This is a genomic window from Bacillus infantis (assembly GCF_050107595.1).
Taxonomy (GTDB): Bacteria; Bacillota; Bacilli; order Bacillales; family Cytobacillaceae; genus Bacillus_AB; species Bacillus_AB infantis_C.
In genome coordinates, this window is sequence record NZ_JBNILH010000003.1 from 287,804 (window position 1) to 308,939 (window position 21,136).

Here is a 21,136-nt window from a genome sequence, read left to right on the forward strand (position 1 = left end):
ATAACAATCCCCAATCATTATTTGTATCAGGCAAAGAAAAAGGAAGAGAGAATCACCCGTCCCCCCTTCCTGTATGCAGTTAGACAGCTGCACTCTGTTTCTTTTGCTTTTTGAAAGTAAAATTCTTTACGCCTGTTTTAGCAAAGATGGTTGTCAGAACAAATGGAACGATAATCGCAATGATCATGCAGATGGCAAATGTTCCGATATACTGCGCCTGAATAGAAAGAATACCAGGCAGTCCGCCAACACCGATTGAGTTGGCCATGACGCCGCTCGCTACAGAGACAACCCCTGCAATCATCGATCCGATCATGGCAGCCAGGAATGGGAACCCGTATTTCAGATTGATCCCGAACATGGCTGGCTCGGTTACGCCAAGGTAGCAGGAAATGGCAGCAGGGATCGAAACCTGCTTTTCTTCTTCATTTTTGCGGTTGATGAAGATCATGGCCAATACGGCTGATCCTTGGGCAATATTTGAAATGGCGATCATTGGCCACAGATTCGTTCCGCCGAGCTCACTCATCAGCTGAAGGTCAATGGCATTTGTCATATGATGCAAGCCGGTAATGACAAGTGGTGCGTACACGAAGCCAAACACTGCTGCAAACAGCCAGCCGAATGAAGAAGTCAGGCTGGAATACACAACATCTGAAATCACGGAGCCAATTTGCCAGCCGATCGGTCCAAGCACTGTATGCGCTATCAACACAGCCGGAACTAGTGCAAGGAAAGGAACGACAATCATGCTGATAGAATTTGGAACCACTTTACGCAGTCTTGTTTCAAGGAAGCCTAATGTCAGACCAGCCAGGATGGCAGGAATAACTTGTGCCTGATAGCCGATCATATCAATCTGGGCGAATCCGAAGTCCCATTGCGGAATATCTCCTGCCCCTGCCCCGGCAACGCCATAGGCATTCAGCAGCTGCGGCGACACTAATGTAATACCAAGGACGATTCCAAGGATCTGGGATGCTCCCATCTTCTTGGCAACAGACCAGGTGATCCCTACAGGAAGGAAGTGGAATATCGCTTCGCCTATCAGCCACAGGAAAGCGTGAACGCCAGCCCAGAATTGGGAGATCTCAACAATGGTCTTCGTGCCATCTTCCACGAGCTTAATGTCACCGATTACATTTCTGAAGCCTAGAATCAAACCGCCGACTACAAGGGCGGGAATTAATGGTGTAAAAATTTCGGCCATATGCCCCATCATCCGCTGAAGCAAATTCTGGTTCTGCTTAGCCGCTGTTTTGGCTTCCTCTTTTGAAGTGCCTTCTACACCGGCAATCTTCGTGAATTCATTATAAAAGCTTGAAACTTCATTGCCGATTACAACCTGAAACTGGCCGGCTTGCGTGAAGGTTCCTTTTACAAGCTTAATGTTTTCAATTTTTTCAATATCAGCCTTTGATGGATCATTCAGAACAAAGCGCATGCGCGTCACACAATGTGTCACCGCTGCAATATTTTCCCGGCCGCCGATATGCTCCAGCAGCTCATTTGCAGGGCCTGTATATTTTGTCATAGGTATTCCCCCATATTTTATAATCAGCACATAAAAAATATAATAGCGCTTTCATTAACTTGTATATACAAATACTGAGCTCTCTTAAAATTTAACTTATATATACAAGTTTGTCAACACAATCTTTTTTGCCAGGATAATGGGGGCTGTTTCTTTACTGGAACCAGCAGTATGGGCTGGAGAACTCAAAAAAAGCCGCCTTGAGGGCAGCTCAGATTTTAACCTTTATAAGAAAAAGCGGGACTCCCTTTCACATCCGTTTTTACCCTGAACAGCCCGCCTGACAATGGATACTCTATCAGCTGCTCTTCGTTCAGCCCATCTCTTGCAGTGGTGATGTACAAGTCCTTTAGGTCCTTGCCCCCAAATGTACAGCAAGTCACGTTCTTGGCAGGGACCTTTATTTCTGACAGCCGCTTGCCTGTATGAGGATTCCACCTCGATACCTTGCCGCCGCCATAGTGGGCAATCCACAGCATCCCCTCTCCATCAATCGTCATCCCGTCCGGTGCACCGTCTCCTTCTGGAAAGCCGATGACTTCAGTGCGGTTTTCAATTGCCCCCGTTTCGAGGTCAAAATTAAAGCGGCTGATTTTTTTTGTTGGTGTATCGATAAAATACATAAATCTGTTATCCGGTGACCAGGCGAGGCCATTCGAAATGCCAAGCTGATCTAACTTTTTCTCAACTTGCTGATCAGTGTTCAGACAATACAGCGACCCTTCAGCACCTGCACCCTGCTTATCCATCGTACCTGCCCAGAAACGGCCGGCAGGATCACACTTGCCGTCATTAAAACGATTAGAGGGAATATCACTCTCTAATTCTTTTATTAAAGTGAGCTTCCCTGTATCAAGGTTAAGAAGGTATAGGCCATCCTCCAAAGCCACGACAGCTTCCTCCGCATCTCCCGGCACAATCGTCCCCACGTTCTGCTCCAGCTGGATCTCCCGGTTTTCTCCGGAAACCGGGCTGAAGATGTTCACCTTTTTCTCCTTGATATCCACCCAGTATAATAACTGCTTATCTGCGTCCCAGCAGGGCCCCTCGCCGAGTGTTGCTTTTGCATCCAGGACTAATTCTACTTCTCCCATTTTTAACACCTCGTCAATTGTTTAGGATTTACTTTATTATAGACTTTCCCGGGCGGAAGCGGCGGGAAACTTACAAGCAAACAATATAACAAACGGCTGTCAACTTAGTCGACAGCCTGAAGTGCAGCATGCTTTAAGAGCATTTATCAATTTTTTAGCAGAAGGGTTTGAGTTTTCTTAGCTGGAACCACTATTCCTGCGTTTTTCTGAGATAGTGGCTCCAGCTCTCTCATCTAGAACCACTATCCCAGCTTTTCTCTGAAATAGTGGCTCCAGCTCTCTCATCTAGAACCACTATCCCGGCTTTTCCCTGAAATAGTGGTTCCAGCTCTCTTACCTAGAGCCACTATTTCTGCTTTTCCCTGAAATAGTGGTTCCAGCTCTCTCATCTAGAACCACTATTTCTGCGTTTTTCTTAAATAGTGCTTCCAGTTCTCTTACCTAGAACCACTATTTCTGCTTTTCTCTGAAATAGTGGTTCCAGTTCTCTTACCTAGAACCACTATTTCTGCTTTTCTCTGAAATAGTGCTTCCAGTTCTCTTACCTAGAACCACTATTTCTGCTTTTCTCTGAAATAGTGGCTCCAGCTCTCTCTCCTGGAACGCTAAATTTCCTTCCGCTCCACCCGCCGGATCAGCTCTTCTAGCCAGTAAATTGTATGCTCCATTCTGGTTGAAACATAGCCTTCCATGAATTCTCTGATGTTCTGCTGCGCCTCGCCGACATGCTTCTCGGCGTCTATGCTGCTGATCTGCTCCCAGCGGGCCTTGATGGCGTCGAGCTTTTTTTCCAGGATGGTGATGACCTTGTCGCGTTCCACATATTTAATATTGGCGATTGCGACGACCATCTCCCCGATTTGGGTGGCTTTCTCGAATTCCTTGTAGATTTTCTTCGGCAATTCTTCACGGCCCTTAGCTGTGATACCGAAAACCTGCTTATCAGGGCGGTGTTCCTCTTTGATAATTTCGACTGTCTCAATGAGGCCCTGCTTCGCCAGTGTATCGAAATGGTAGTACAGCTTGCTTTCCGTCAGCCCGCTCAGCTGATCGAGCGGGATCGGTTCGGAAAGCTGTTTTTTTAATTTATACGGATAATTATTATCCTCCATCAGTTTGCTTAGGATGAAAATTTGAATGGACATATTATATCCTCCTGCAAGAAGAATCTTCTTCTTATCATAGCAAAACTAGGCGGTGACTTCACCTGCAGCCTTGAGAGCATCACCTGCACCAAGCTCTGGAACCCCGACTGGCGCCGGTTTGTGAAGGAACGCAACAATGGCAATATTAATCAGCATGGCAGCTCCTCCTATTGCAGCCATTGACCAGAGGTACGGGCTTGGACTGATGCTGCTGTACATATTGGCCATGTAAGCCTGGACGGAATAATACATCGGAGAAATATGGCTCATCCATTGGAATGGAGCATACATCATTTCCCGTGAGATGGTTGCGCCATTTGCTAATGTCTGCATCAGCAGGATCGGCAGGTTCAAGACCATGCCCCCTTCTCCGATCAGGAAGATCAGAACTGCCGTGAAGTTGAAGCAGACCATATAGTTCAGGATCTGCTGGCCGGCCATGCCGAAGAACAGATCGCCGCTTGGCTCATTGACCAGATACGCCACTCCGACGGCAACAGCCGAGGATACAACAGCAATCAGGAGTGCTGTTAATTGCACATAAAGGAACAACCTGGTTTTGCTTGCTTTGCCGCGGCTTTCCCTGAAAGCAGCGACCAGCTGCATCGCACCGATCATAGCACCAACATAGCCGGCCATTGTCAGGAACATCGGCAGCATATTATTATTCATGCCAGCTGGAATCTTATTAATTGAAATAACATTTCCGCTATAAGCTGTTTCAATTTTCTTAGCCATCTCTGCTGCCTGGTCTTCCGGCAGATTAAAGTTCATCAGGACACCCTGTGCAGTTTGCTGTGAGAACTGGCTGCGCAGCTGGTTGTTGATTTCACCGACGACAGATTTCATAGTAGATGAAACGGTAGTGGCAGAGGCTTCATTAATTGTAAAATCAATGCCTGCCGATCCCTCACCTTTTTGCAGATCCGCAGAGAAGGTTTCCGGAATTCGCACAACTAAAGCCAGGTCATTATGGTTCAGGTCTTTAATGGCCTGCTTATTGCTAATATCTGTTTCAATTTCTTTAAAAGGGAGATTCTCCTGGAGCTGTCCGGCAATCTGGGCACCATAAGCGCCAGCATCTTCATTCACAATCGCAATCGGCATTTGATCGACATTCCCTGGAATCGCAGAATATCCTGGGAGAAAAATGCCAAGCATCGCAGCGGCATAGAAGATCCCCATGAAAATCGATGCGATGGCCCCTCGTGTTTTTAGAAACTGCGTAAACTTCATTGTTGCTTTCCTTCCTTCTATAATATTCATTTAGCTTTAATCAAACCACTTTGTTAAAAGTACTTTAATTTGAGTACTTCGTTAGTTTATTGCATCTTTCAGGGAAAGTCAACATAAAAAAAACTGCAAGAGAGGCGTAATTAAACACTCTTTGCAGTCACATATTATATTCATCAACCCATTCGCTGTATTCAGCATATAGCTGCCTTAAGCTATCCGTCCGGGCCGCAATAACCTCGCATCCCCGATCATCATAGATAAAAAAGATGATATCTTGTGTCATGTTGATAAAAAAGATATCCGGATAATAGGAACCCCCGTCATTTCCGAACCTTGGCTTCAGCGGGAAATCCTCATTGCAGGCTGCAGTAATGATCTTCAGGCAATCAAAATCACTTTTTCTGCCTTTCAGATAGAATCTGGAAGTGTGCCCGGCCTCTTCATCATCAGGCAGATGCTGAAGAGTTTCATGTACGATTTGATATTTCAGCTTTTTATTTCTTAAATAATGACCAAACACCTTTGTGGCCCTTTTGCTCTTTCTGCCCGTTTCGGTGTGATAGATATTTAAAGCAACACCCATCTCATCTTCTTCTGAAAAAAGGGACATAAAAAGGGACCATGTCTGGCTATATACCGCCTCAAACCGATGCAAATTCAATTCCCCATCTTCCTTGACCTGATAGATTCCGTTTCCGAGTTCAAAGTGGATGCCTATATCCCATTGGCAATAGAGGCTAGGCTTTAAAATAAGATTAGGGAATGTTCTTTCCAAGTATGCTTTGACCTCCATTATCATAACCCCCTAAAACCAGCTCAAGATCAGCACAAACAATCCGACACCGCAGGCCGGCAAGCATCAAGTATGGCGCTATTTTATAAAGGAGCATAAGTCTCCCTCTTTTTTTGCTCTTTTTCTCTTATTATCTCAAAGGGGAGCAGATGGAAATTCCCTGTCGGCTCCGGAGATGGATGCGCTTACTTTTTTCAGATTCTAAAAGCCTACTCAAAGAATGATGTATTGAGGCGGACAACCAGCTTTCCGAACATCTCCTTTTCTTCTTCTGTCCAGTCCTTTAGAACTTTGAAATAATGGGACCTTCGGTTTGCGATATCTGCTTCCAGTTTTTCTTTTCCCAGGTCTGTAATCGAAAATACACTTACTCTGCCATCCTTTGGATCGGAACAGCGCTTGATTAGCTCCTTCGCTTCAAGTGACGCAGCCTGTCTGGACAGTGTCGAGATATCAAGCTTAAAAGCTTCAGCAAGCTCTTTAACGCGGGCTGGGCCGAATTCATCAAGCTGTCTGAGCAGCAGATAGGCTGAGCGCTCCAGCTGGCCGATCTTCTTTTCCGACTGCTCAAGATAGACTGCCTTGCGGATGAAGGTCGCCAATTCGTATTCTATTAGTTCAACGTCGTTTTGTTTCTCTTTTGACATGCTTTCATCTCCTAGTATGAGTGGCACATAGATTGACAAAGAATAAAATGCTTGTATAATACAAATATATACTTGTACTATACAAACATTTATCTGAAAAGTAAAGTGATTTTGAAAGGAGGAACGCTGTTCTTATTTTCCAGGACAGCTATGACTATCATGAAATGGCTTCAAATTGTCCTCCAAATCTGTGTACTATACGCCTTCACCTTCACGGGTGATGTGATCCAGCGGGCTTTTCATATACCAATACCAGGAAGCATTATCGGACTCTTGCTGCTTCTTGCCTGTTTGCTGCTCCATATTGTGCCGGTCATCTTTGTGAAAGACGGAGCAAGCTTCCTGCTGTCGATTCTGCCTCTCCTGTTCATCCCGTCGATGGCAGGTGTCGTCAATTATCCGAGCCTGCTTTCCGCTACCGGAGCAGTACTGGCTGCCATCGTTGTCGTGAGCACGATTGCCACGATTGCCGCTGCAGGGCTGATGAGCCAGTTTTTAGAAAACCGTGCCGATAAACGAAAGGAGAAAAAAGCGTGCAAAGCCTTATCATCGCAATCCTGATGATTTTCTCGACCATCACCATCTATATGGTGATGGCTTCCGTATATAAGCGATATTCCTATCCTGTATTCATTCCAGTCCTGACTTCAACCATCATTATTGTCACCCTGCTTGCAGGACTTCATGTGCCGTATAAGGAGTATATGACAGGCGGGAAATGGATCCACTTCCTGCTGGGCCCTGCTGTGACGGCCCTTGCCTACCCGCTTTATACCCAGCGCGAAGTCTTGAAAAAATACAGCCTGCCGGTACTTGGCGGCGTCTTTACGGGCTTGTTCACCGGTATGATCACCGGCATGCTGTTTGCTATGCTGCTTGGGATGAACCACGAGCTCATCCTGTCGCTCATCCCTAAATCGATCACCACGCCCGTTGCCATGCAGATTGCAGACGGTATTGGAGGCATTCCTTCCATGACCGTCATCTTTGTCACACTCGCCGGCTTCTCAGGTGTCCTATTAGGCCCTTCCATCATCAAGTGGGTCCGGATCCGCTCCTCGCTTGGCCGCGGCATTGCACTCGGCAGCGCCTCACACGGACTTGGAACCTCAAAAGCGTCCGAATACGGCGAAGTCAGCGTCTCCATGAGCTCTGTTTCGATGACCCTGTGCGCCCTTCTTGGATCCGTGTTCGGTCCGGTTGTTGTGTGGCTGTTCCATATTTAAAGAAAGCCTGCTTATCCATTTGGAAGGCAGTTTTTTTTTGCAAAGCCGCAGCTCACTTAACAATCAGCACCGGACAGGCCGCCCGCTTGGCAACCTTATGGCTCACACTTCCCAGTACGAATTCCTGCAGGACATTCAGCCCCCTGCTTCCAATGATTACGATATCAGCTAGATTTTTATTCGCATAGTCGACAATGCAGGGACCGGGATCACCATCCAGTATAATGATTTCATACTGAACTCCGGATTCCTTTGCAAGCTTCTCAACCTCGGCAAGCCGCCTCTTTTTTCCATCGCCAAGATTGGCAGAATTCCAGTGGCTCAGCGTTTCCGACTTGGCTTTATCAGGATCAGCGACATAGACAATTTCAATTTTAGAGCCTGAACTGCACTTGGCGATATGGATGGCATTTTCAGCAGCCCTCTTGCTGTGCTCTGAACCATCTGTTGCTAATAATATCTTTTGGTACATATGATAACCTCCTGATATTAAATTGATAACGCTTTCATTTTTAAAAAAAAGCTTTTCCCGCAACTTATTTATGATTATAACTATTTCTTATTTGAATAGCCATGGTTCAGAATAAAAAGGGAAATAATGCCCTCCGGACTGGAGGGCATCTGTTTTTACTTTACGATAAGGACAGGGCATTCGGCCCTTTTCACGACTTTATGGCTGACACTCCCGAGAACCATTTCCTGGAGACCATTCAGTCCGCGGCTCCCTATGACAACCAGGTCGGCATCAGAAGAATTGGCATATTCAACGATTGCAGGGCCGGGTTCGCCATGAAGGATTTTGACACTGAAGGAAATACCGAGCGACTCCAGCTTTTCTTCAAACGGCAGAAGCTTTTCCCGCCTGGCAAGGTCAAGGCCCTCTTTGCTTTGTGTATGGAGGACATCAGTCATGGCTTTGGAATAGTCGGCAACATAGACGATCTCTATCGATGCACCGGACAGCTCTGCCAGGCGGGCAGCTTGGTCTGTGGCTCTCTCTGAATGCTCTGACCCGTCAATGGCCAGCAGAATCCTCTTGTACATATTTATTCCCCATTTCCTTTAATGTGCTGATAATTTTGCATTGGGATCTTGGAAGGCCGCCAGCTTGTCGACCAGCTTCTTGCTCGCTGCATTCAGGTTGATGACTTGTACGTCATTATGGTTTTCCCTGAATTTGAAGACGGCCTTATCAATGGCCCCCACGGCTGAATCATCCCATATATGGGCGTTCGTGAAGTCCAAAATGACTGTTTCATTTTGGACAGCAAAATCCAATGAATCAAGAAAGCTTTCAACAGAAGCAAAGAACAATTGGCCTTCTGCTTCGTATACCACTTTCTGTTTTTCCGTTCTTTTGCCCAGCCTGACAGTTGATATTTTCCAGACAAAGAAGACGGCACTAAGGACCACTCCTGCCAGAACACCCTTTGAGAGGTCATGGGTGGCAACCACAATTGCAACTGTTGCGAGCATAACAACCGCATCTGTTCTGGGTGCTTTACGCAGATAAGTGAAAGAGCTCCAGTCAAATGTTCCGATCGATACCATGATCATGATCCCTACAAGGACCGGCATCGGGATCTGCACGACCAGGTCTCCCAGGACAATGATGAGGAACATCAGGAAAAGGCCTGCTGTCAAAGTGGACAATCGCCCTCTTCCGCCGGATTTGACATTGATGACAGACTGTCCGATCATGGCACATCCTGCCATGCCGCCAAAGAAGCCGTTCACCAGGTTGGCAATCCCCTGTCCCCTGGATTCTTTATTTTTATTGCTGTCAGTTCCTGTCATATCATCGACGATTGAAGCTGTCAGCAGTGACTCCAGCAGACCTACAATCGCAAGAGCTAACGAGTATGGAAAAATAATGGCCAGTGTTTCAAAGCTGACTGGCACATCCGGGATGAAGAAGGAAGGCAATGACCTTGTGATGGCTCCCAAATCACCTACCGTACGAAGCTCTGTACCAGAATAGATCGCGATGGCCGTCAATACAACTATCGCAATTAAAGGAGCAGGAATGGCTTTCAGAAACCTTGGAAGTATATATACAATGGCAAGCGTAATTGCGACGAACACATAGGTCATTGTGGAAATTCCAAGGAAGTGCGGCACCTGTGCCATGAAAATCAAGATGGCCAGTGCATTAACGAACCCAATCATGACCGCACGCGGAATGAATTTCATCAGCTTGGCCACTTTTAATACCCCGAAAATGATCTGCAGAACACCAGTCAAAATAGTGGCTGCCAGAAGATAATCCAGCCCATGCTCTTTGACAAGCGGCACCATTAATAAAGCCATTGCCCCTGTAGCTGCTGAGATCATTCCGGGCCGTCCGCCAACAAAGGCGATGATGACAGCTATACAGAAGGATGCGTATAGCCCCACCATTGGGTCGACACCTGCTATAATGGAAAAGGCGATAGCCTCTGGAATGAGGGCAAGAGCGACGACGATGCCCGCAAGAATATCCGCCCTTACGTTTGAAAACCATTCTTTCTTAAGTTTTTCGACCAATTTAGATCCTCCTATATATAAAAAGATAATGAATAACCAAAACTCAACTAAGACAGTCTAGCACGAATCGTCCTAAAAAGGAACCATTTTGAACCTTTATTTACGAAATCACTATGTGTTATGCTGATTGTAAACCTTTTTAAAAGGAGAAAAATCATGCTGATCGGATATATGAGGCCTCTTCAAGGCGATGAAAATTGTGAAAATCAACGGAATACACTGCAGGAAGCGGGCTGTGAAATCATTTTGGCAGAAGAGCATGCATCGCCAAAGAGGCGGACGCAGCTGGACTCCCTGCTGGAAGGGCTTAAGCCTGGCGACAAGATTTTAGTCACCAGGTTATTCAGCCTGGCGGATTCCTCGCGTCACCTTGTTGAATTGCTGGAAGAGGTCAGCTCAAGGAATGCTTTTATTTTCTCACTCGCGGAAAATATTGATACAGGCAATCCTGCCGGCTATTCTTTTCTCTACATAGCTAAGCATCTCGTTGAGTTTCAAAGCGATGTAAAAAGCGAGAAAACGAAGCAGGGGCTTTTGGCAGCCAAGGAGAAAGGCAACATCGCAGGCAGGCCGCGCAAGGCAGATGAAAATGTCCGGCGCGCAATCGAAATGTATCAGAGCAAACAATACAGCCTGAGGGAGATCAAGGACCAAACAGGCATCAGCAAATCTACGCTTTACCGGTATTTAGAAAGCTGATCCCCTTTATTTCGCCATCTTTCGGGACTTCATGAAGACCCGTATTTTGCCGCTGCTTGCTGTATTCAGTTCACTGCTGGCACGAAAGCCTTTGAAATCTGAGCAGCACTCTTCGGTTTAAAACGCTGCCGCATATTGCCTTATCAGATGAAAGCCTGCTTTTCCTTATGAAAGGCAGGCTTATTAACGGTAAAAGACCAAAATGTGTGCACTAGCCAGCCGGATTGATGAAAACCAGGCCAGCCTCTTACGTTAATACCCCCACCGCTTTTCCTCATAAAAAAGATAATGTTACAGTATAATAGGCAAGCCAAATCTATTAACTGAACACCAGAATACGTTATGAATTAAAAGAGGAGGTTTTTTAACATGAAAAACAAAGGCAAACATTACATAGCCATATTTGCTGGTTTATTAGTACTGCTATTAACGGGGCTTGTGAAAGCTCATCTGGTGCATCAAACGATGGTTCCGAGAAGCAGCAGTATAATGATTCGTCTAAAGATGCAGAGCACGAGTCTTCTGTTGCAGACTCTGCAGAAGATGACTCAAATACCGGCAGCACGAATACAGATGACACAGCATCTGAAAAAGAAGAAGACCCTCCTGCCAATGAAACCGAAGATAGCCTGAAGGAAGAATACCTCCAAAAACTGAATGCCAGCAAAAAAGAAACAGACGCATTAGAAACGGCAGATTCATCAACATACGCTTTGAAAAAAGTAGAAAATGACCGTTGGGAAATTTGGGATGACAGGCTCAATGAAATTTATGGTGTTCTACAAGAACAGCTTCCGGCAGAAGAGATGGAGTCTTTAAGGGAGGAACAGCGCGATTGGCTAAAGGAACGTGACGCCCGCGCATTGGAGGCGTCCCTCAAATATGAAGGCGGTACACAGGAACATTTAGAATATGTTGCGGTACTCGCCAACCTCACAGAAGAAAGATGCTATGAGCTGGTTGAAACTTATATGAATGAAGCAAAATAAGGGATACACAAAAAGGCATTGCTTCTGCGCAATGCCTTTTCTTTTTAACTTCTTGTATAGCGTAGCGGAAACAGTTTAACAGATGATAGTCTTCTATGCGGCTGATTTAGAAAAGCTCACGATCCGTTCCAGCACTTAAAGCAATTGCGCCATATGCTAGTTCAGCTTTACGCTCATATGCTTCCCCTGCTCAACCACATCGTGGAATTCATCGACAGCATCGCTCGTCAACAGATCCACCGATTGATAGTCATCATTTTTTTCCAGGATAAAGCCCATGCTGCCCTTTTTAACGGAATTGCCTGCGATTTCCCCGGTCAGCTCTTCTAAGTAGATGTCGTCTTCCCATGTTTTATGCTCGCCGCTGTTCATCTTCAGGGCTGCAACCGGATTAAATTTGACTGATGTATCGGAATTGTTATCTATTTCAACGCTTACCTTTACAAAGTCAAATGCTTCTTCATGGGTAAAAGCATGGAAAAAGTCGATCATACTGTAGTCCGGTACATAGTGAAGCACTTTGACATCTTTGACTGTCATCGTTATCGGCCCGACCTTTATGATCTCATTTATCGGGCTGTATGCTTTCAGGGTGAGTTCACCCTTGCGGTCCTTAACGGTCTCGCCGACCAGTACCAGATCCCGGTCGTCTGTCACCTGCGGGTTGGGCACATATACATCCTTTTTGACTGCTGCAGAGGCCTTGACCATCGCCTCGCTGCTGTCTGGGGTTTTTGGGGTTTGGGATTCCGCCGAACAGCCGGCAAGGCCCGCTGCCAGCATGATGAGAACCAGCTTTTTCAAGTGAGTATCCTCCCTTAATAAAAAGCTCCCGATGCGCTGGGCAGCGGGAAGCTTATTGATATATTATTTATTGAACAACCAGTGTCACTTGTTTCCTTTGCTCTTCAGCAAATCGAAAATAATTTCGGCATGATCTGTATTGTTTACCTGGCCGGCAAAGCGTTCTTTGTGAGGGCCGTAAGCATAAACTGGTACATCCTCACCAGTATGGCCGCCAGTAGTCCAGCCGGTGTAGGAGCGCTTGTTAAAAATATTCTCGATTGCATTATCAATATCCACTGCCTTTTTTGAGGCTGCTGCATCTTTAACCGCCTTGATTTCCTCAGGAGTCAGGGCAAGCTGCTTCTGGTCGATGTACGTTTTCAGTGTCTTTTCAACATCAGCGCCATTGGCAATTTCTGCAGCCATGAAATCAGGTGTTTTCTTTGCAGCTTTGATTGGGTCCGCGAACCAGTTGTACACGCCGTCAGCTCCAATGGAGTAACCGCCTGTTGAGTGGTCAGCTGTTGCCACTACAAGTGTATTCTTGTCTTTCTTGGCAAATTCGATAGCTGCTTTATAAGCCTTCTCGAAGTCTTCCATTTCACTCATGGCCCCGACGATATCATTATCGTGGCCGGCCCAATCTATCTGGCTTCCTTCTATCATCAGAAAAAAGCCGTCCTTGTCGTTATTCAAGCGTTTAATGGCTGCCTTTGTCATTTCCTCAAGTGATGGTGTCTCTGCCGGGCGATCGATCATCTTTGGAAGACCGCCTGGAGCGAACAAGCCAAGAATCTGGTCATTCTTGTCAGCCAGCAGCTGTTTTTTGTCCGTCACATAGCTGTATCCATCCTTTTTGAACTCTTCTGTCAGGTTGCGGTCTTCCCGCACAAAGTTTGACAGGCCTCCGCCAAGAAGGACATCCACCTTATGCTTGCCATTGATCAGCTCATCATAATAATCATCTGCGATGCCATTCATGTTCTTGCGGGTTTCATCGTGTGCGCCAAATGAGGCAGGAGTCGCATGAGTAATCTCAGAAGTTGCCACAAGTCCGGTCGCTTTGCCTTTTTCCTTTGCAGCTTCCAGTACAGTTTTCACTTCTTTTTTGTCATTATCAACGGCGATAGCGGCATTATAGGTCTTTACACCTGCTGACATCGCAGTCGCTGCGGAAGCAGAGTCGGTGATATTTTCAGAAGGGTCTTCCGGATAGGTCATTTGCTGTCCGACAAGATATGGATCAAATGCAGTCTGTTCGACGCCAGGTGTTTTTGGGTTATCTTTCATATAGCGATAGGCTGAAGTATAGGAAACACCCATTCCATCGCCAATCAGGAAAATGACGTTTTTAACTTTTCCGCCTTTGTCTGCCTGTGCATCCTTCTCAGGCGCAAAAGACATGATGCTTCCAAGCGCAACAGCTGACATCACAGCGATAGGAAGAATTTTTTTGCTCAAACGGCCTTTCTTAAACATAGGATCAACCTCCTGTTATGTATGACTCTATTAAAACTATAAGGAAGTTTTGTTGATGGCAGTTTAAGAGATAGTAAAGGGATTGTAAAAAATGGATGTAAAATCATGGTTATAATAGAAAAGAGCTGCGAATATTTTGGGGTTGTTGGACTGAAGTGCTCTGCGGCAGCGTTTAGTTGACTTGAGCACCTCATGTCAGCTTTTTGAAGCACTCTGAGGGCTGGTGAGCAATTCTGAGTGTCTCATATTTGGATTTTGAGGTACTCTGAGGGGCTGTAGTACTCTTTTGAGTGCCTCATATCCCGCTTTTGAGGCACTCCGGCACTCCGGCAGGTTCTCCTGAGTGTCTTATATCATGCGCCTTTACAGCCAAACCAACCTATTATGTTATCCACATCTGGATAATAATACTAAACGCCTTCCGACATTCTCTTCACTTCATCTGTCAGTCCAATCTTTTTCATTGCCTCTATAACAACAACGTAAATTTCCGGATATTCCGCCAGGTCAAGGTTAAGCTGGATGTTCCTGAATAGTGCAAGCTGCGAGGCAGCGGGTGATGCCGAAAGATACTCTTCCACCTTTATCTTATCCGGCACTTGATGTGAGTGGATTAGAAAGGGGATATGTTCATCGCTTTGAAGAAGCGGGGCTGTTACCCCCAAGCCATCCTGTGTTTGGATACTTATTAATTTTTGACGCTCAATATAGACTTTTTCCACATATTGATACGGATTGACAATATGGGGCACCCGAACTTTCTCGCGCAGAAACTTTTCCGCTTCCTCCCGAACCAGACTATCTTTTTCAGAAAGCATATACGACGAGCTTTCGGCTTCTTCTGCCCAGCGCGCTTTAAAAGCCAGATACTTCTCTTCACTGCCAAATTGATTATAGAACAGGCTGCTGTCAGTCAGATTGACTCCCAGAAATTCTTTAATATTCCTTGCTATTATACGAATTGGAGCTTCAAAATCCATAGGAGAAACACATACGATTGGAGCAGTCTCCAGATCAGCTGCAGAACCATAGTCAGTCAGAAATCCATAATGAACACCATCGACTCCAATTCTCCCAAAGACGACCACATCGCTTGGCGTGTTAAAATACCGGTCACCCTCCATCGAGAGGTAAAACTGAAAGCAAAGATAAAATTGCTCTGGGTCATCAAGCATACTTTCAAATTGAATTAATTTTTCAAGTGTTGCTGGTACATCGTATTTTCCAAAGTTACTATTCATATTTTTGCCCCTTGTATGTTTTAGATTATTCTACCAGTTCCAAAGGGGTAACGGACTCTATTAAACGTATATATATCTTAAATTTTCTTGAAGGCCATCAAATTACAGCTCAAGCCTGTAATTTACTGCTCACGCCTCATCATCAAGAAGAAAGTCAAAGAATTCCCAATCCCCCCTTTAGCCCCCAAGCACCTAATGTTACACTATTAATAAATGGAATTATTTTGAAATGGGGTAGCTGGTATGGAAGACATCATATTAGAGATTGAGGATTTGAAAAAGAGCTATGGATCAAAGTCAGTGCTGAATGGTGTTTCTTTTCAGGTGAAGCGCGGTGAGATCATTGGCTATATCGGTCCGAATGGTGCCGGAAAGAGCACGACGGTGAAAATCATGCTGGGGATTGAGGACGGTTATTCAGGCGGGGTGAAGATCTTCGGCCAGGATATATCGGATGGAAAGATTGATTATAAAAGGAAAATCGGCTATGTGCCGGAAATTGCCGAGGTATACGACAACCTGACGGGCCATGAGTATTTAACTTTCATCGGAGAGCTGTATGGAATCGACTCTGATCTTGCCAGTTATAAGGCAAAGGCTCTGATGGAGCTGTTCGGCATAGGGGAAGTTTATTATTCCAGGATTGCTTCCTATTCAAAGGGGATGCGGCAGAAGCTGCTCATTATTTCGAGCTTATTGCATAATCCGGACCTCTTGTTTTTTGATGAGCCCATCAATGGCCTGGATGCAAACAGTGTCATGATTTTCAAAGAGATTATGGCCCAGCTGGCTGTGCAGGGCAAAACGATATTCTATTCTTCTCACATTATGGATGTGGTCGAAAAAATCAGCAGCCGCATCATCCTCCTTCATGACGGCAGGATTGCTGCTGATGGCACCTTTGAAGAGCTGCAGCAAAAGACGGAAGGTTCGCTTGAGCAGATTTTCAACCAGCTGACCGGATTCAGCGAGCATAAGGAACTCGGCGCCAGATTTGTTTCGGTTGTAGGGGAGATGTAAGGATGCAGGACTTTCAAACTCTGAAAATACTGGACCGTTTTGAACGGATATTCACCAGGTTTGGCGTAGACTACAAGATTATGAGAATGATCCTGCAAGTAAAGCTGACGATGGATGGGCGGCGTGTGCCAACGGTTTTTGCACAGAATGCACGGAAGGAAGAAGGCAAGGAAAAGAGCAATCAGTATATAAAGTCATTATGGATTTATGTTCTATTTGGACTGTTTATGATTCCCTTTCTGCTTATGGGTGAAAACTACCTTTTTCAGATGAGCCTTTTTTATGGGATTTTCACCTTTTTTGTCATGACGTCGATGATTTCAGATTTTTCCACGGTTCTGCTGGATATCCGCGACCGGAATATCCTGTTTCCTAAGCCTGTTGACCGCAAAACGATCAATACGGCAAAGATGGTCCATGTTGTTATCTATCTATCATTCCTTACCATCGCGCTTGTCACGATTCCTTTGTTTGTCGGTCTTTTCAAAATTGGACCATTGTTCTTCCTGACCGCAACCATCAACATCATTTTGATCAACCTGTTTATCGTTGGATTGACCGCGCTTATCTACCTGGCATTCCTGCGCTTCTTTGACGGGGAGAAGTTAAAAGACCTGATTAATTATGTGCAGATTGGTTTGTCACTGATGATTATGGTTGGCTATCAATTGCTGATCCGCTCCTTCGCCATCATCGATTTCACCGTTTCACTGGAGCCAAAATGGTGGCAGGTATTCATTTTCCCAATGTGGTTTGGAGCCAATACGGAATTGGTGCTGAACGGCAGCTTCCAGCCGTTTTATATCATCTTTACAGCTTTAAGCATCGCGGTTCCGTTCCTGAGCATCTGGATTTATACGAAATTCAACTCAACCTTTGAGCAAAACTTACAGAAGCTTGCCTATCACGGGAAAGCGAAGGAAAAGAAGCGCAGTAAAGCCAGCCAATTTTTCCTTAAGGTGCTTTGCCGTTCAAAGGAAGAAAGAGCATTCTTTAAATTTGCCAGCAGCATGATGAAAAATGAACGGGATTTTAAATTGAAGGTATACCCTTCTTTAGGGTTTTCCATCGTTGTTCCGTTTCTAATGATTTTCAGCAGCTTTGTTACAGACCTCAGCCGTCTGGAGGGCAGCAAATCCTATTTATCCATTTATTTCAGCATGATTATCATCCCGACCATCATGATCCTTCTCAAGTATTCAGGAAAATATAAGGGAGGCTGGATTTTCAGAGCCGCGCCTGTAGACCAGCTTGGGCCCATGTTCAGCGGTACCATCAAGGCATTTATCATCAAATTGTATCTGCCGATATACTCTATATTGAGTATCCTGTTTGTCCTGCTGTTCGGGGCAAGGGTTGTGCCGGATCTGATTGTCGTCTTCATCAATGCCTGCACTTATGCGGTCCTTTGCTTCATGATCCTGAAAACAGCGATTCCGTTTTCGGAGTCTTTTGACCAGTATAATCAGAGCGGCAACGGCGTAATTATATTCGGACTGATGCTGTTTGCCGGCTTATTTGCCGGGCTGCACTATTTCAGCACATTGCTGCCGTATGGAATCTATCTGTATTTGGCCATTGCCCTCATTTATCTGGCTGTTTTTTGGAAGCTGGCGTTTAAGGTTACTTGGAAGGATGTTCTTGAATAGGATAGCACAAGAAAGCCGCCATGGTTTGGCGGCTTCTTTTTTATTGCGATAGTGATTGTGCATATTGCTGTATGAGATTTTTTATCAAAGGATTCAGCCCTTCAGGGAGCTCAGCTGCTCCGAAGAATCTAGCTTCAGTCGTTTCCAGGCCGTCCGCTTTAAGAACGCCGCCTTTAATGTCCCTAGAGATATAGGCGATTGTCACGGGATAAAATTCATCTCCGTTCGGCAATTTCACATGATGCTCTTTCCCTGATATCACACCTGCCAAATCGAGCTTTCCTATTTCAATGCCGGTTTCCTCCAGGACTTCCCTTCTTCCTGCTTCTTCAGTGGATTCGCCCAGTTCGATAAATCCCCCGGGAACGCCCCAGCGGCCGTCCATTCTTTTTTGCAGCAAAAATTCTCCCGCATCATTGATGACTGCTACTGCAACGCCAACCAATATGAGCGGCTCATTGCCGACAGCCTTGCGCAAATCTTCTATATACCCCATAATGACCTCCCTGGTTACCCGCTATGAAGTATATATTTCTATAAGGATACACATTCTCCTTCCTTTTCTCCAGGACTGTTTAATCTCGTGATTATCACTTATGGCAGAAGGCTCCACTTCTTAGTTTTTCCCAGTAAAATAAAAAAGTCAGTCAGCCATTTAGAAATAAGAGCCACAAATGCATACCCTGCAAACAGCAGCAGGAAGTTCTCTTTCCCGCGAAAATGAAAGAGTCCAAGCCCCACCATGGTTGGTTTTAAGACAAAAGCCAGCGCAAGGCAAAGCGGAAGCATCCATATATAATAATTTTTCTTTGTATTTATAATGAATTGATAGTAGAGCATGTAAACGACCGGTACAAAAGAGGCATCAAGAGTGATGCTGGAGGGAAGCAAAGGGAGAATTTTAAAGGGATAGATCCACAGTCCCCTTTCCGTGGCAATGATGTCTGTATAGGTAAAAAAGATATGCACACTATATCCATAAAAGCCGAGCTGGAGGGCCCTCTTCCGGTCAATGAATAGGATCAGGACGATGAGCGGGATAACAAACATGGCAATGACAACCCATGTTTGCCAATAGAACAAATTCGAAAACTCATGCCAATAATCAACCAATCGGTCATTCTGTTCTATTTCCTCTTTCATGATTTTCCCCATTATATCCAGCCGTTCTTTTTCCACAATGGCGTCCCCCGCTTTTTTATCATTAGTATCAAGCACAGATAGGGTTTTATTCAGTAATTTCTATATATTAGATTTGAAAAGACTGGTGAGGACCGCCAGCTGGATTCATCCTTCTAGCCCAAACTCGTCAGCAGCACCATGATCCCATTCGTCAACCCGTGGATTAAAACAGATGGCCAAATGGAACCTGTCCTTTCGTAAGCCAGGGCAAAAAGGATACCGCTGAAAAAATTGACGGGCATAACGTTATAGGTCGGGATATGAATGATGGTGAAGATGAGCGAGCTGAGCAAAAGCGCCCCCGTTAATCCTACCCGTGTCCGCAGCCACCGATACAAGAAGCCCCGGTAGAAGATTTCCTCATATATCGGCGAAATGACAGCCGCAGAAAAAAAGGCAATGAGAACGGTAAAAAAAGTGACGTTCTGCTGCATGGCCTCTGTTTTGCTGTTTTGCCACGAGTTGCCTATAAAGCTGGTAAGCACGACAATGATGACGGCGCCCGCCAGCAGGACTGCTGAATACAGTCCGATAAGCTTCCAATCCCTCTGACTGTATGCTTTTACTCCGACTTCCTTCCATGACAGCCTTTTTGGGCGGAGGGCAATAAAGTATATCCCCAGCATAAGAATGATGGCTATGGTCAGCCCGGTTAAAGTCCCGGCATATAAATCATCCTTGAATAGCTCAGCGTATATCGGCTGGACCAAAAGCTTAATGCCTCCAATTACAACAATAAATTCAAGCAGCATTAATAAAATGAACTCTCTCCAGCCCCACGGGTCCTGCCTTTTCCAGTTGGTTTTATCTATTTCCATTCTCCGTCCCTCTTTCTTCATTAAATGGTATAATCTAACTATATTAGGTGACGCTGCGTAACCCGCAAGCTTTTTTTAGGAGGAATTCCAATGAAACGCTGGACAACCGGAGAAGTAGCGAAGCAGCGCAATATTTCTGTCCGCACACTCCGCTATTATGATCAGATCGGCCTTCTGGCCCCAGGCTTTAAAGATGAGAATGGAAAGCGGTATTATTCAGAGGAAGACTTATTTACATTAGAGAAAATCATGATTCTCAAATCCCTTTCACTTCCGTTAGAGGAGATCCGCGAAGTACTGAAACAGCTTTCTTATAAACAAATCTTAGTATCCCACTATAATTACCTGCAGGAGCAGCTGGCAGAGCTGCAAACAAGCATCTCCAACACAGCATCCCTGATCAATATGACCGATTTGGAGGAATCACTATCCTGGAACCGCGTCGCTGAGCTTGTACAGCATTCGCAAAAGCGCTCTAAGAAATGGACCGACTATTTTCAGGAAGACGAAAAAGCGTTCCTGGAAAAAACAATCCCAAACCTGGGCAGCAATGATGAAATTACCCAGCAGTATATTTCCCTGCTGCGGAGGATTGAATGGTGCGTGGAACACCATATTCCAGCCGAGTCAGAGGAAGGCTTTGAGATTGCTTCCGAGTTAATCAGACTGTCACAGATAAGCTTCCAGGGAGATACAGAGCTGATGGACCAGTTTTGGGAAGTCAGGAAGTTGCCTGCTGAGGAAACAGGGCTCTATCCGGTTTCAGAAGAGGTCCTGGAGTTTGTGGAGCGCTGTTTGGCTTATGCGGATTCAAGGGCTGGCAGCTAAGCAGCAGGGAAGGAGAAAGATCATTGAAGAAAAACAAACTGCAAATGATGCTGGCCGCCATCGGAAGCATAGCTATTTTAACAATCGGAACCGTCATGATCATTCAAATCGGGAAGAATCATCAGGTGAACAAACAAATCATAGACCAGTGCTTTGAAAGCTTTGATACAGAAAGAACAGTGACGATCAAGAAGGAAGGCTTTTGGTCCCCTGTTTCTTGTGAAAAGCATCCTGGTGCCTAGTA

The 21,136-nt window shown here is 45.4% G+C and carries 24 protein-coding genes; 9 read left to right on the forward strand and 15 right to left on the reverse strand.

The window, feature by feature from the left end; all coding sequences use genetic code 11:
* Positions 1-79: 79 nt before the first annotated feature.
* The 6 genes from treP to ACQCVH_RS07930 all read right to left on the reverse strand — a co-directional run bounded on the left by treP (position 80) and on the right by ACQCVH_RS07930 (position 6,449).
* Complete coding sequence (treP, locus tag ACQCVH_RS07905) at positions 80-1,534, reverse strand: PTS system trehalose-specific EIIBC component (RefSeq protein WP_426835185.1); 1,455 nt, start codon at positions 1,532-1,534, stop codon at positions 80-82.
* A 218-nt stretch (positions 1,535-1,752) separates the two neighbouring features.
* Entirely contained in the window at positions 1,753-2,628 is an 876-nt protein-coding gene (locus tag ACQCVH_RS07910) for an SMP-30/gluconolactonase/LRE family protein (RefSeq protein ID WP_426835186.1), read from the reverse strand.
* Between the two features lie 605 nt (positions 2,629-3,233).
* Positions 3,234-3,773 carry a PadR family transcriptional regulator gene (locus tag ACQCVH_RS07915; RefSeq protein ID WP_426835187.1) on the reverse strand — a complete coding sequence of 180 codons (540 nt, stop codon included), beginning with the start codon at positions 3,771-3,773 and terminating at the stop codon, positions 3,234-3,236.
* 45 nt (positions 3,774-3,818) lie between these two features.
* Entirely contained in the window at positions 3,819-5,009 is a 1,191-nt protein-coding gene (locus ACQCVH_RS07920) for a YhgE/Pip domain-containing protein (RefSeq protein WP_426835188.1), read from the reverse strand.
* A gap of 157 nt (positions 5,010-5,166) precedes the next feature.
* The gene (locus ACQCVH_RS07925; RefSeq protein WP_426835189.1) at positions 5,167-5,802 is read right to left on the reverse strand and encodes a DUF3885 domain-containing protein; all 636 of its coding nucleotides are present in this window, start codon (positions 5,800-5,802) and stop codon (positions 5,167-5,169) included.
* Between the two features lie 209 nt (positions 5,803-6,011).
* Positions 6,012-6,449 carry a MarR family winged helix-turn-helix transcriptional regulator gene (locus ACQCVH_RS07930; RefSeq protein ID WP_426835190.1) on the reverse strand — a complete coding sequence of 146 codons (438 nt, stop codon included), beginning with the start codon at positions 6,447-6,449 and terminating at the stop codon, positions 6,012-6,014.
* A 159-nt stretch (positions 6,450-6,608) separates the two neighbouring features.
* Between ACQCVH_RS07930 and ACQCVH_RS07935 the strand changes: the two genes are divergently transcribed.
* Both ACQCVH_RS07935 and ACQCVH_RS07940 read left to right on the forward strand, forming a co-directional pair.
* Complete coding sequence (locus ACQCVH_RS07935; protein WP_035402941.1) at positions 6,609-7,010, forward strand: CidA/LrgA family holin-like protein; 402 nt, start codon at positions 6,609-6,611, stop codon at positions 7,008-7,010.
* Positions 6,983-7,675 carry an LrgB family protein gene (locus ACQCVH_RS07940; RefSeq protein WP_426835191.1) on the forward strand — a complete coding sequence of 231 codons (693 nt, stop codon included), beginning with the start codon at positions 6,983-6,985 and terminating at the stop codon, positions 7,673-7,675. Before ACQCVH_RS07935 ends, ACQCVH_RS07940 begins: the two co-directional genes overlap by 28 nt.
* A 52-nt stretch (positions 7,676-7,727) precedes the next feature.
* On the opposite strand, the gene ACQCVH_RS07945 is transcribed toward ACQCVH_RS07940, so the two are convergent.
* From ACQCVH_RS07945 to ACQCVH_RS07955, 3 genes are all read right to left on the reverse strand, one after another.
* Entirely contained in the window at positions 7,728-8,147 is a 420-nt protein-coding gene (locus ACQCVH_RS07945) for a universal stress protein (protein ID WP_426835192.1), read from the reverse strand.
* A 155-nt stretch (positions 8,148-8,302) separates the two neighbouring features.
* A complete protein-coding gene (locus ACQCVH_RS07950; RefSeq protein WP_426835193.1) occupies positions 8,303-8,719 on the reverse strand; it encodes a universal stress protein in 417 nt (138 codons plus the stop codon).
* Between the two features lie 18 nt (positions 8,720-8,737).
* Positions 8,738-10,201, reverse strand: coding sequence for a SulP family inorganic anion transporter (locus tag ACQCVH_RS07955; protein ID WP_426835194.1), 1,464 nt, complete (start codon positions 10,199-10,201; stop codon positions 8,738-8,740).
* A 156-nt stretch (positions 10,202-10,357) separates the two neighbouring features.
* Here ACQCVH_RS07955 and ACQCVH_RS07960 point away from each other — a divergent pair, with 156 nt between their 5' ends.
* From ACQCVH_RS07960 to ACQCVH_RS07970, 3 genes are all read left to right on the forward strand, one after another.
* Entirely contained in the window at positions 10,358-10,900 is a 543-nt protein-coding gene (locus ACQCVH_RS07960; RefSeq protein WP_426835195.1) for a recombinase family protein, read from the forward strand.
* 369 nt (positions 10,901-11,269) lie between these two features.
* Positions 11,270-11,533, forward strand: coding sequence for a hypothetical protein (locus ACQCVH_RS07965; protein ID WP_426835197.1), 264 nt, complete (start codon positions 11,270-11,272; stop codon positions 11,531-11,533).
* Between the two features lie 80 nt (positions 11,534-11,613).
* The gene (locus ACQCVH_RS07970) at positions 11,614-11,889 is read left to right on the forward strand and encodes a lysozyme inhibitor LprI family protein (RefSeq protein WP_426835198.1); all 276 of its coding nucleotides are present in this window, start codon (positions 11,614-11,616) and stop codon (positions 11,887-11,889) included.
* Between the two features lie 156 nt (positions 11,890-12,045).
* Here the strand turns inward: ACQCVH_RS07970 and ACQCVH_RS07975 are convergent, their stop codons facing one another.
* From ACQCVH_RS07975 to ACQCVH_RS07985, 3 genes are all read right to left on the reverse strand, one after another.
* Positions 12,046-12,693 carry a DUF4352 domain-containing protein gene (locus ACQCVH_RS07975; RefSeq protein WP_426835200.1) on the reverse strand — a complete coding sequence of 216 codons (648 nt, stop codon included), beginning with the start codon at positions 12,691-12,693 and terminating at the stop codon, positions 12,046-12,048.
* A gap of 84 nt (positions 12,694-12,777) precedes the next feature.
* On the reverse strand, positions 12,778-14,154 hold the full coding sequence (locus ACQCVH_RS07980; protein ID WP_426835201.1) for an alkaline phosphatase: 1,377 nt from the start codon (positions 14,152-14,154) through the stop codon (positions 12,778-12,780).
* Between the two features lie 410 nt (positions 14,155-14,564).
* The gene (locus ACQCVH_RS07985) at positions 14,565-15,395 is read right to left on the reverse strand and encodes a hypothetical protein (protein ID WP_426835202.1); all 831 of its coding nucleotides are present in this window, start codon (positions 15,393-15,395) and stop codon (positions 14,565-14,567) included.
* 243 nt (positions 15,396-15,638) lie between these two features.
* Between ACQCVH_RS07985 and ACQCVH_RS07990 the strand changes: the two genes are divergently transcribed.
* Together ACQCVH_RS07990 and ACQCVH_RS07995 are read left to right on the forward strand one after the other, a co-directional pair.
* The gene (locus tag ACQCVH_RS07990) at positions 15,639-16,415 is read left to right on the forward strand and encodes an ABC transporter ATP-binding protein (protein ID WP_426835203.1); all 777 of its coding nucleotides are present in this window, start codon (positions 15,639-15,641) and stop codon (positions 16,413-16,415) included.
* Between the two features lie 2 nt (positions 16,416-16,417).
* The gene (locus ACQCVH_RS07995; protein WP_426835204.1) at positions 16,418-18,064 is read left to right on the forward strand and encodes a hypothetical protein; all 1,647 of its coding nucleotides are present in this window, start codon (positions 16,418-16,420) and stop codon (positions 18,062-18,064) included.
* Between the two features lie 40 nt (positions 18,065-18,104).
* Here the strand turns inward: ACQCVH_RS07995 and ACQCVH_RS08000 are convergent, their stop codons facing one another.
* The 3 genes from ACQCVH_RS08000 to ACQCVH_RS08010 all read right to left on the reverse strand — a co-directional run bounded on the left by ACQCVH_RS08000 (position 18,105) and on the right by ACQCVH_RS08010 (position 20,064).
* A complete protein-coding gene (locus ACQCVH_RS08000) occupies positions 18,105-18,560 on the reverse strand; it encodes an NUDIX hydrolase (RefSeq protein ID WP_426835205.1) in 456 nt (151 codons plus the stop codon).
* A gap of 98 nt (positions 18,561-18,658) precedes the next feature.
* The gene (locus tag ACQCVH_RS08005; protein WP_426835206.1) at positions 18,659-19,243 is read right to left on the reverse strand and encodes a CBO0543 family protein; all 585 of its coding nucleotides are present in this window, start codon (positions 19,241-19,243) and stop codon (positions 18,659-18,661) included.
* 116 nt (positions 19,244-19,359) lie between these two features.
* On the reverse strand, positions 19,360-20,064 hold the full coding sequence (locus ACQCVH_RS08010) for a CPBP family intramembrane glutamic endopeptidase (protein ID WP_426835207.1): 705 nt from the start codon (positions 20,062-20,064) through the stop codon (positions 19,360-19,362).
* 90 nt (positions 20,065-20,154) lie between these two features.
* Between ACQCVH_RS08010 and ACQCVH_RS08015 the strand changes: the two genes are divergently transcribed.
* Both ACQCVH_RS08015 and ACQCVH_RS08020 read left to right on the forward strand, forming a co-directional pair.
* Positions 20,155-20,892: a MerR family transcriptional regulator gene (locus tag ACQCVH_RS08015; protein WP_426835208.1), complete on the forward strand. Its 738-nt coding sequence runs from the start codon at positions 20,155-20,157 to the stop codon at positions 20,890-20,892.
* A 23-nt stretch (positions 20,893-20,915) separates the two neighbouring features.
* The gene (locus tag ACQCVH_RS08020) at positions 20,916-21,134 is read left to right on the forward strand and encodes a hypothetical protein (RefSeq protein WP_426835209.1); all 219 of its coding nucleotides are present in this window, start codon (positions 20,916-20,918) and stop codon (positions 21,132-21,134) included.
* Positions 21,135-21,136 lie beyond the last annotated feature (2 nt).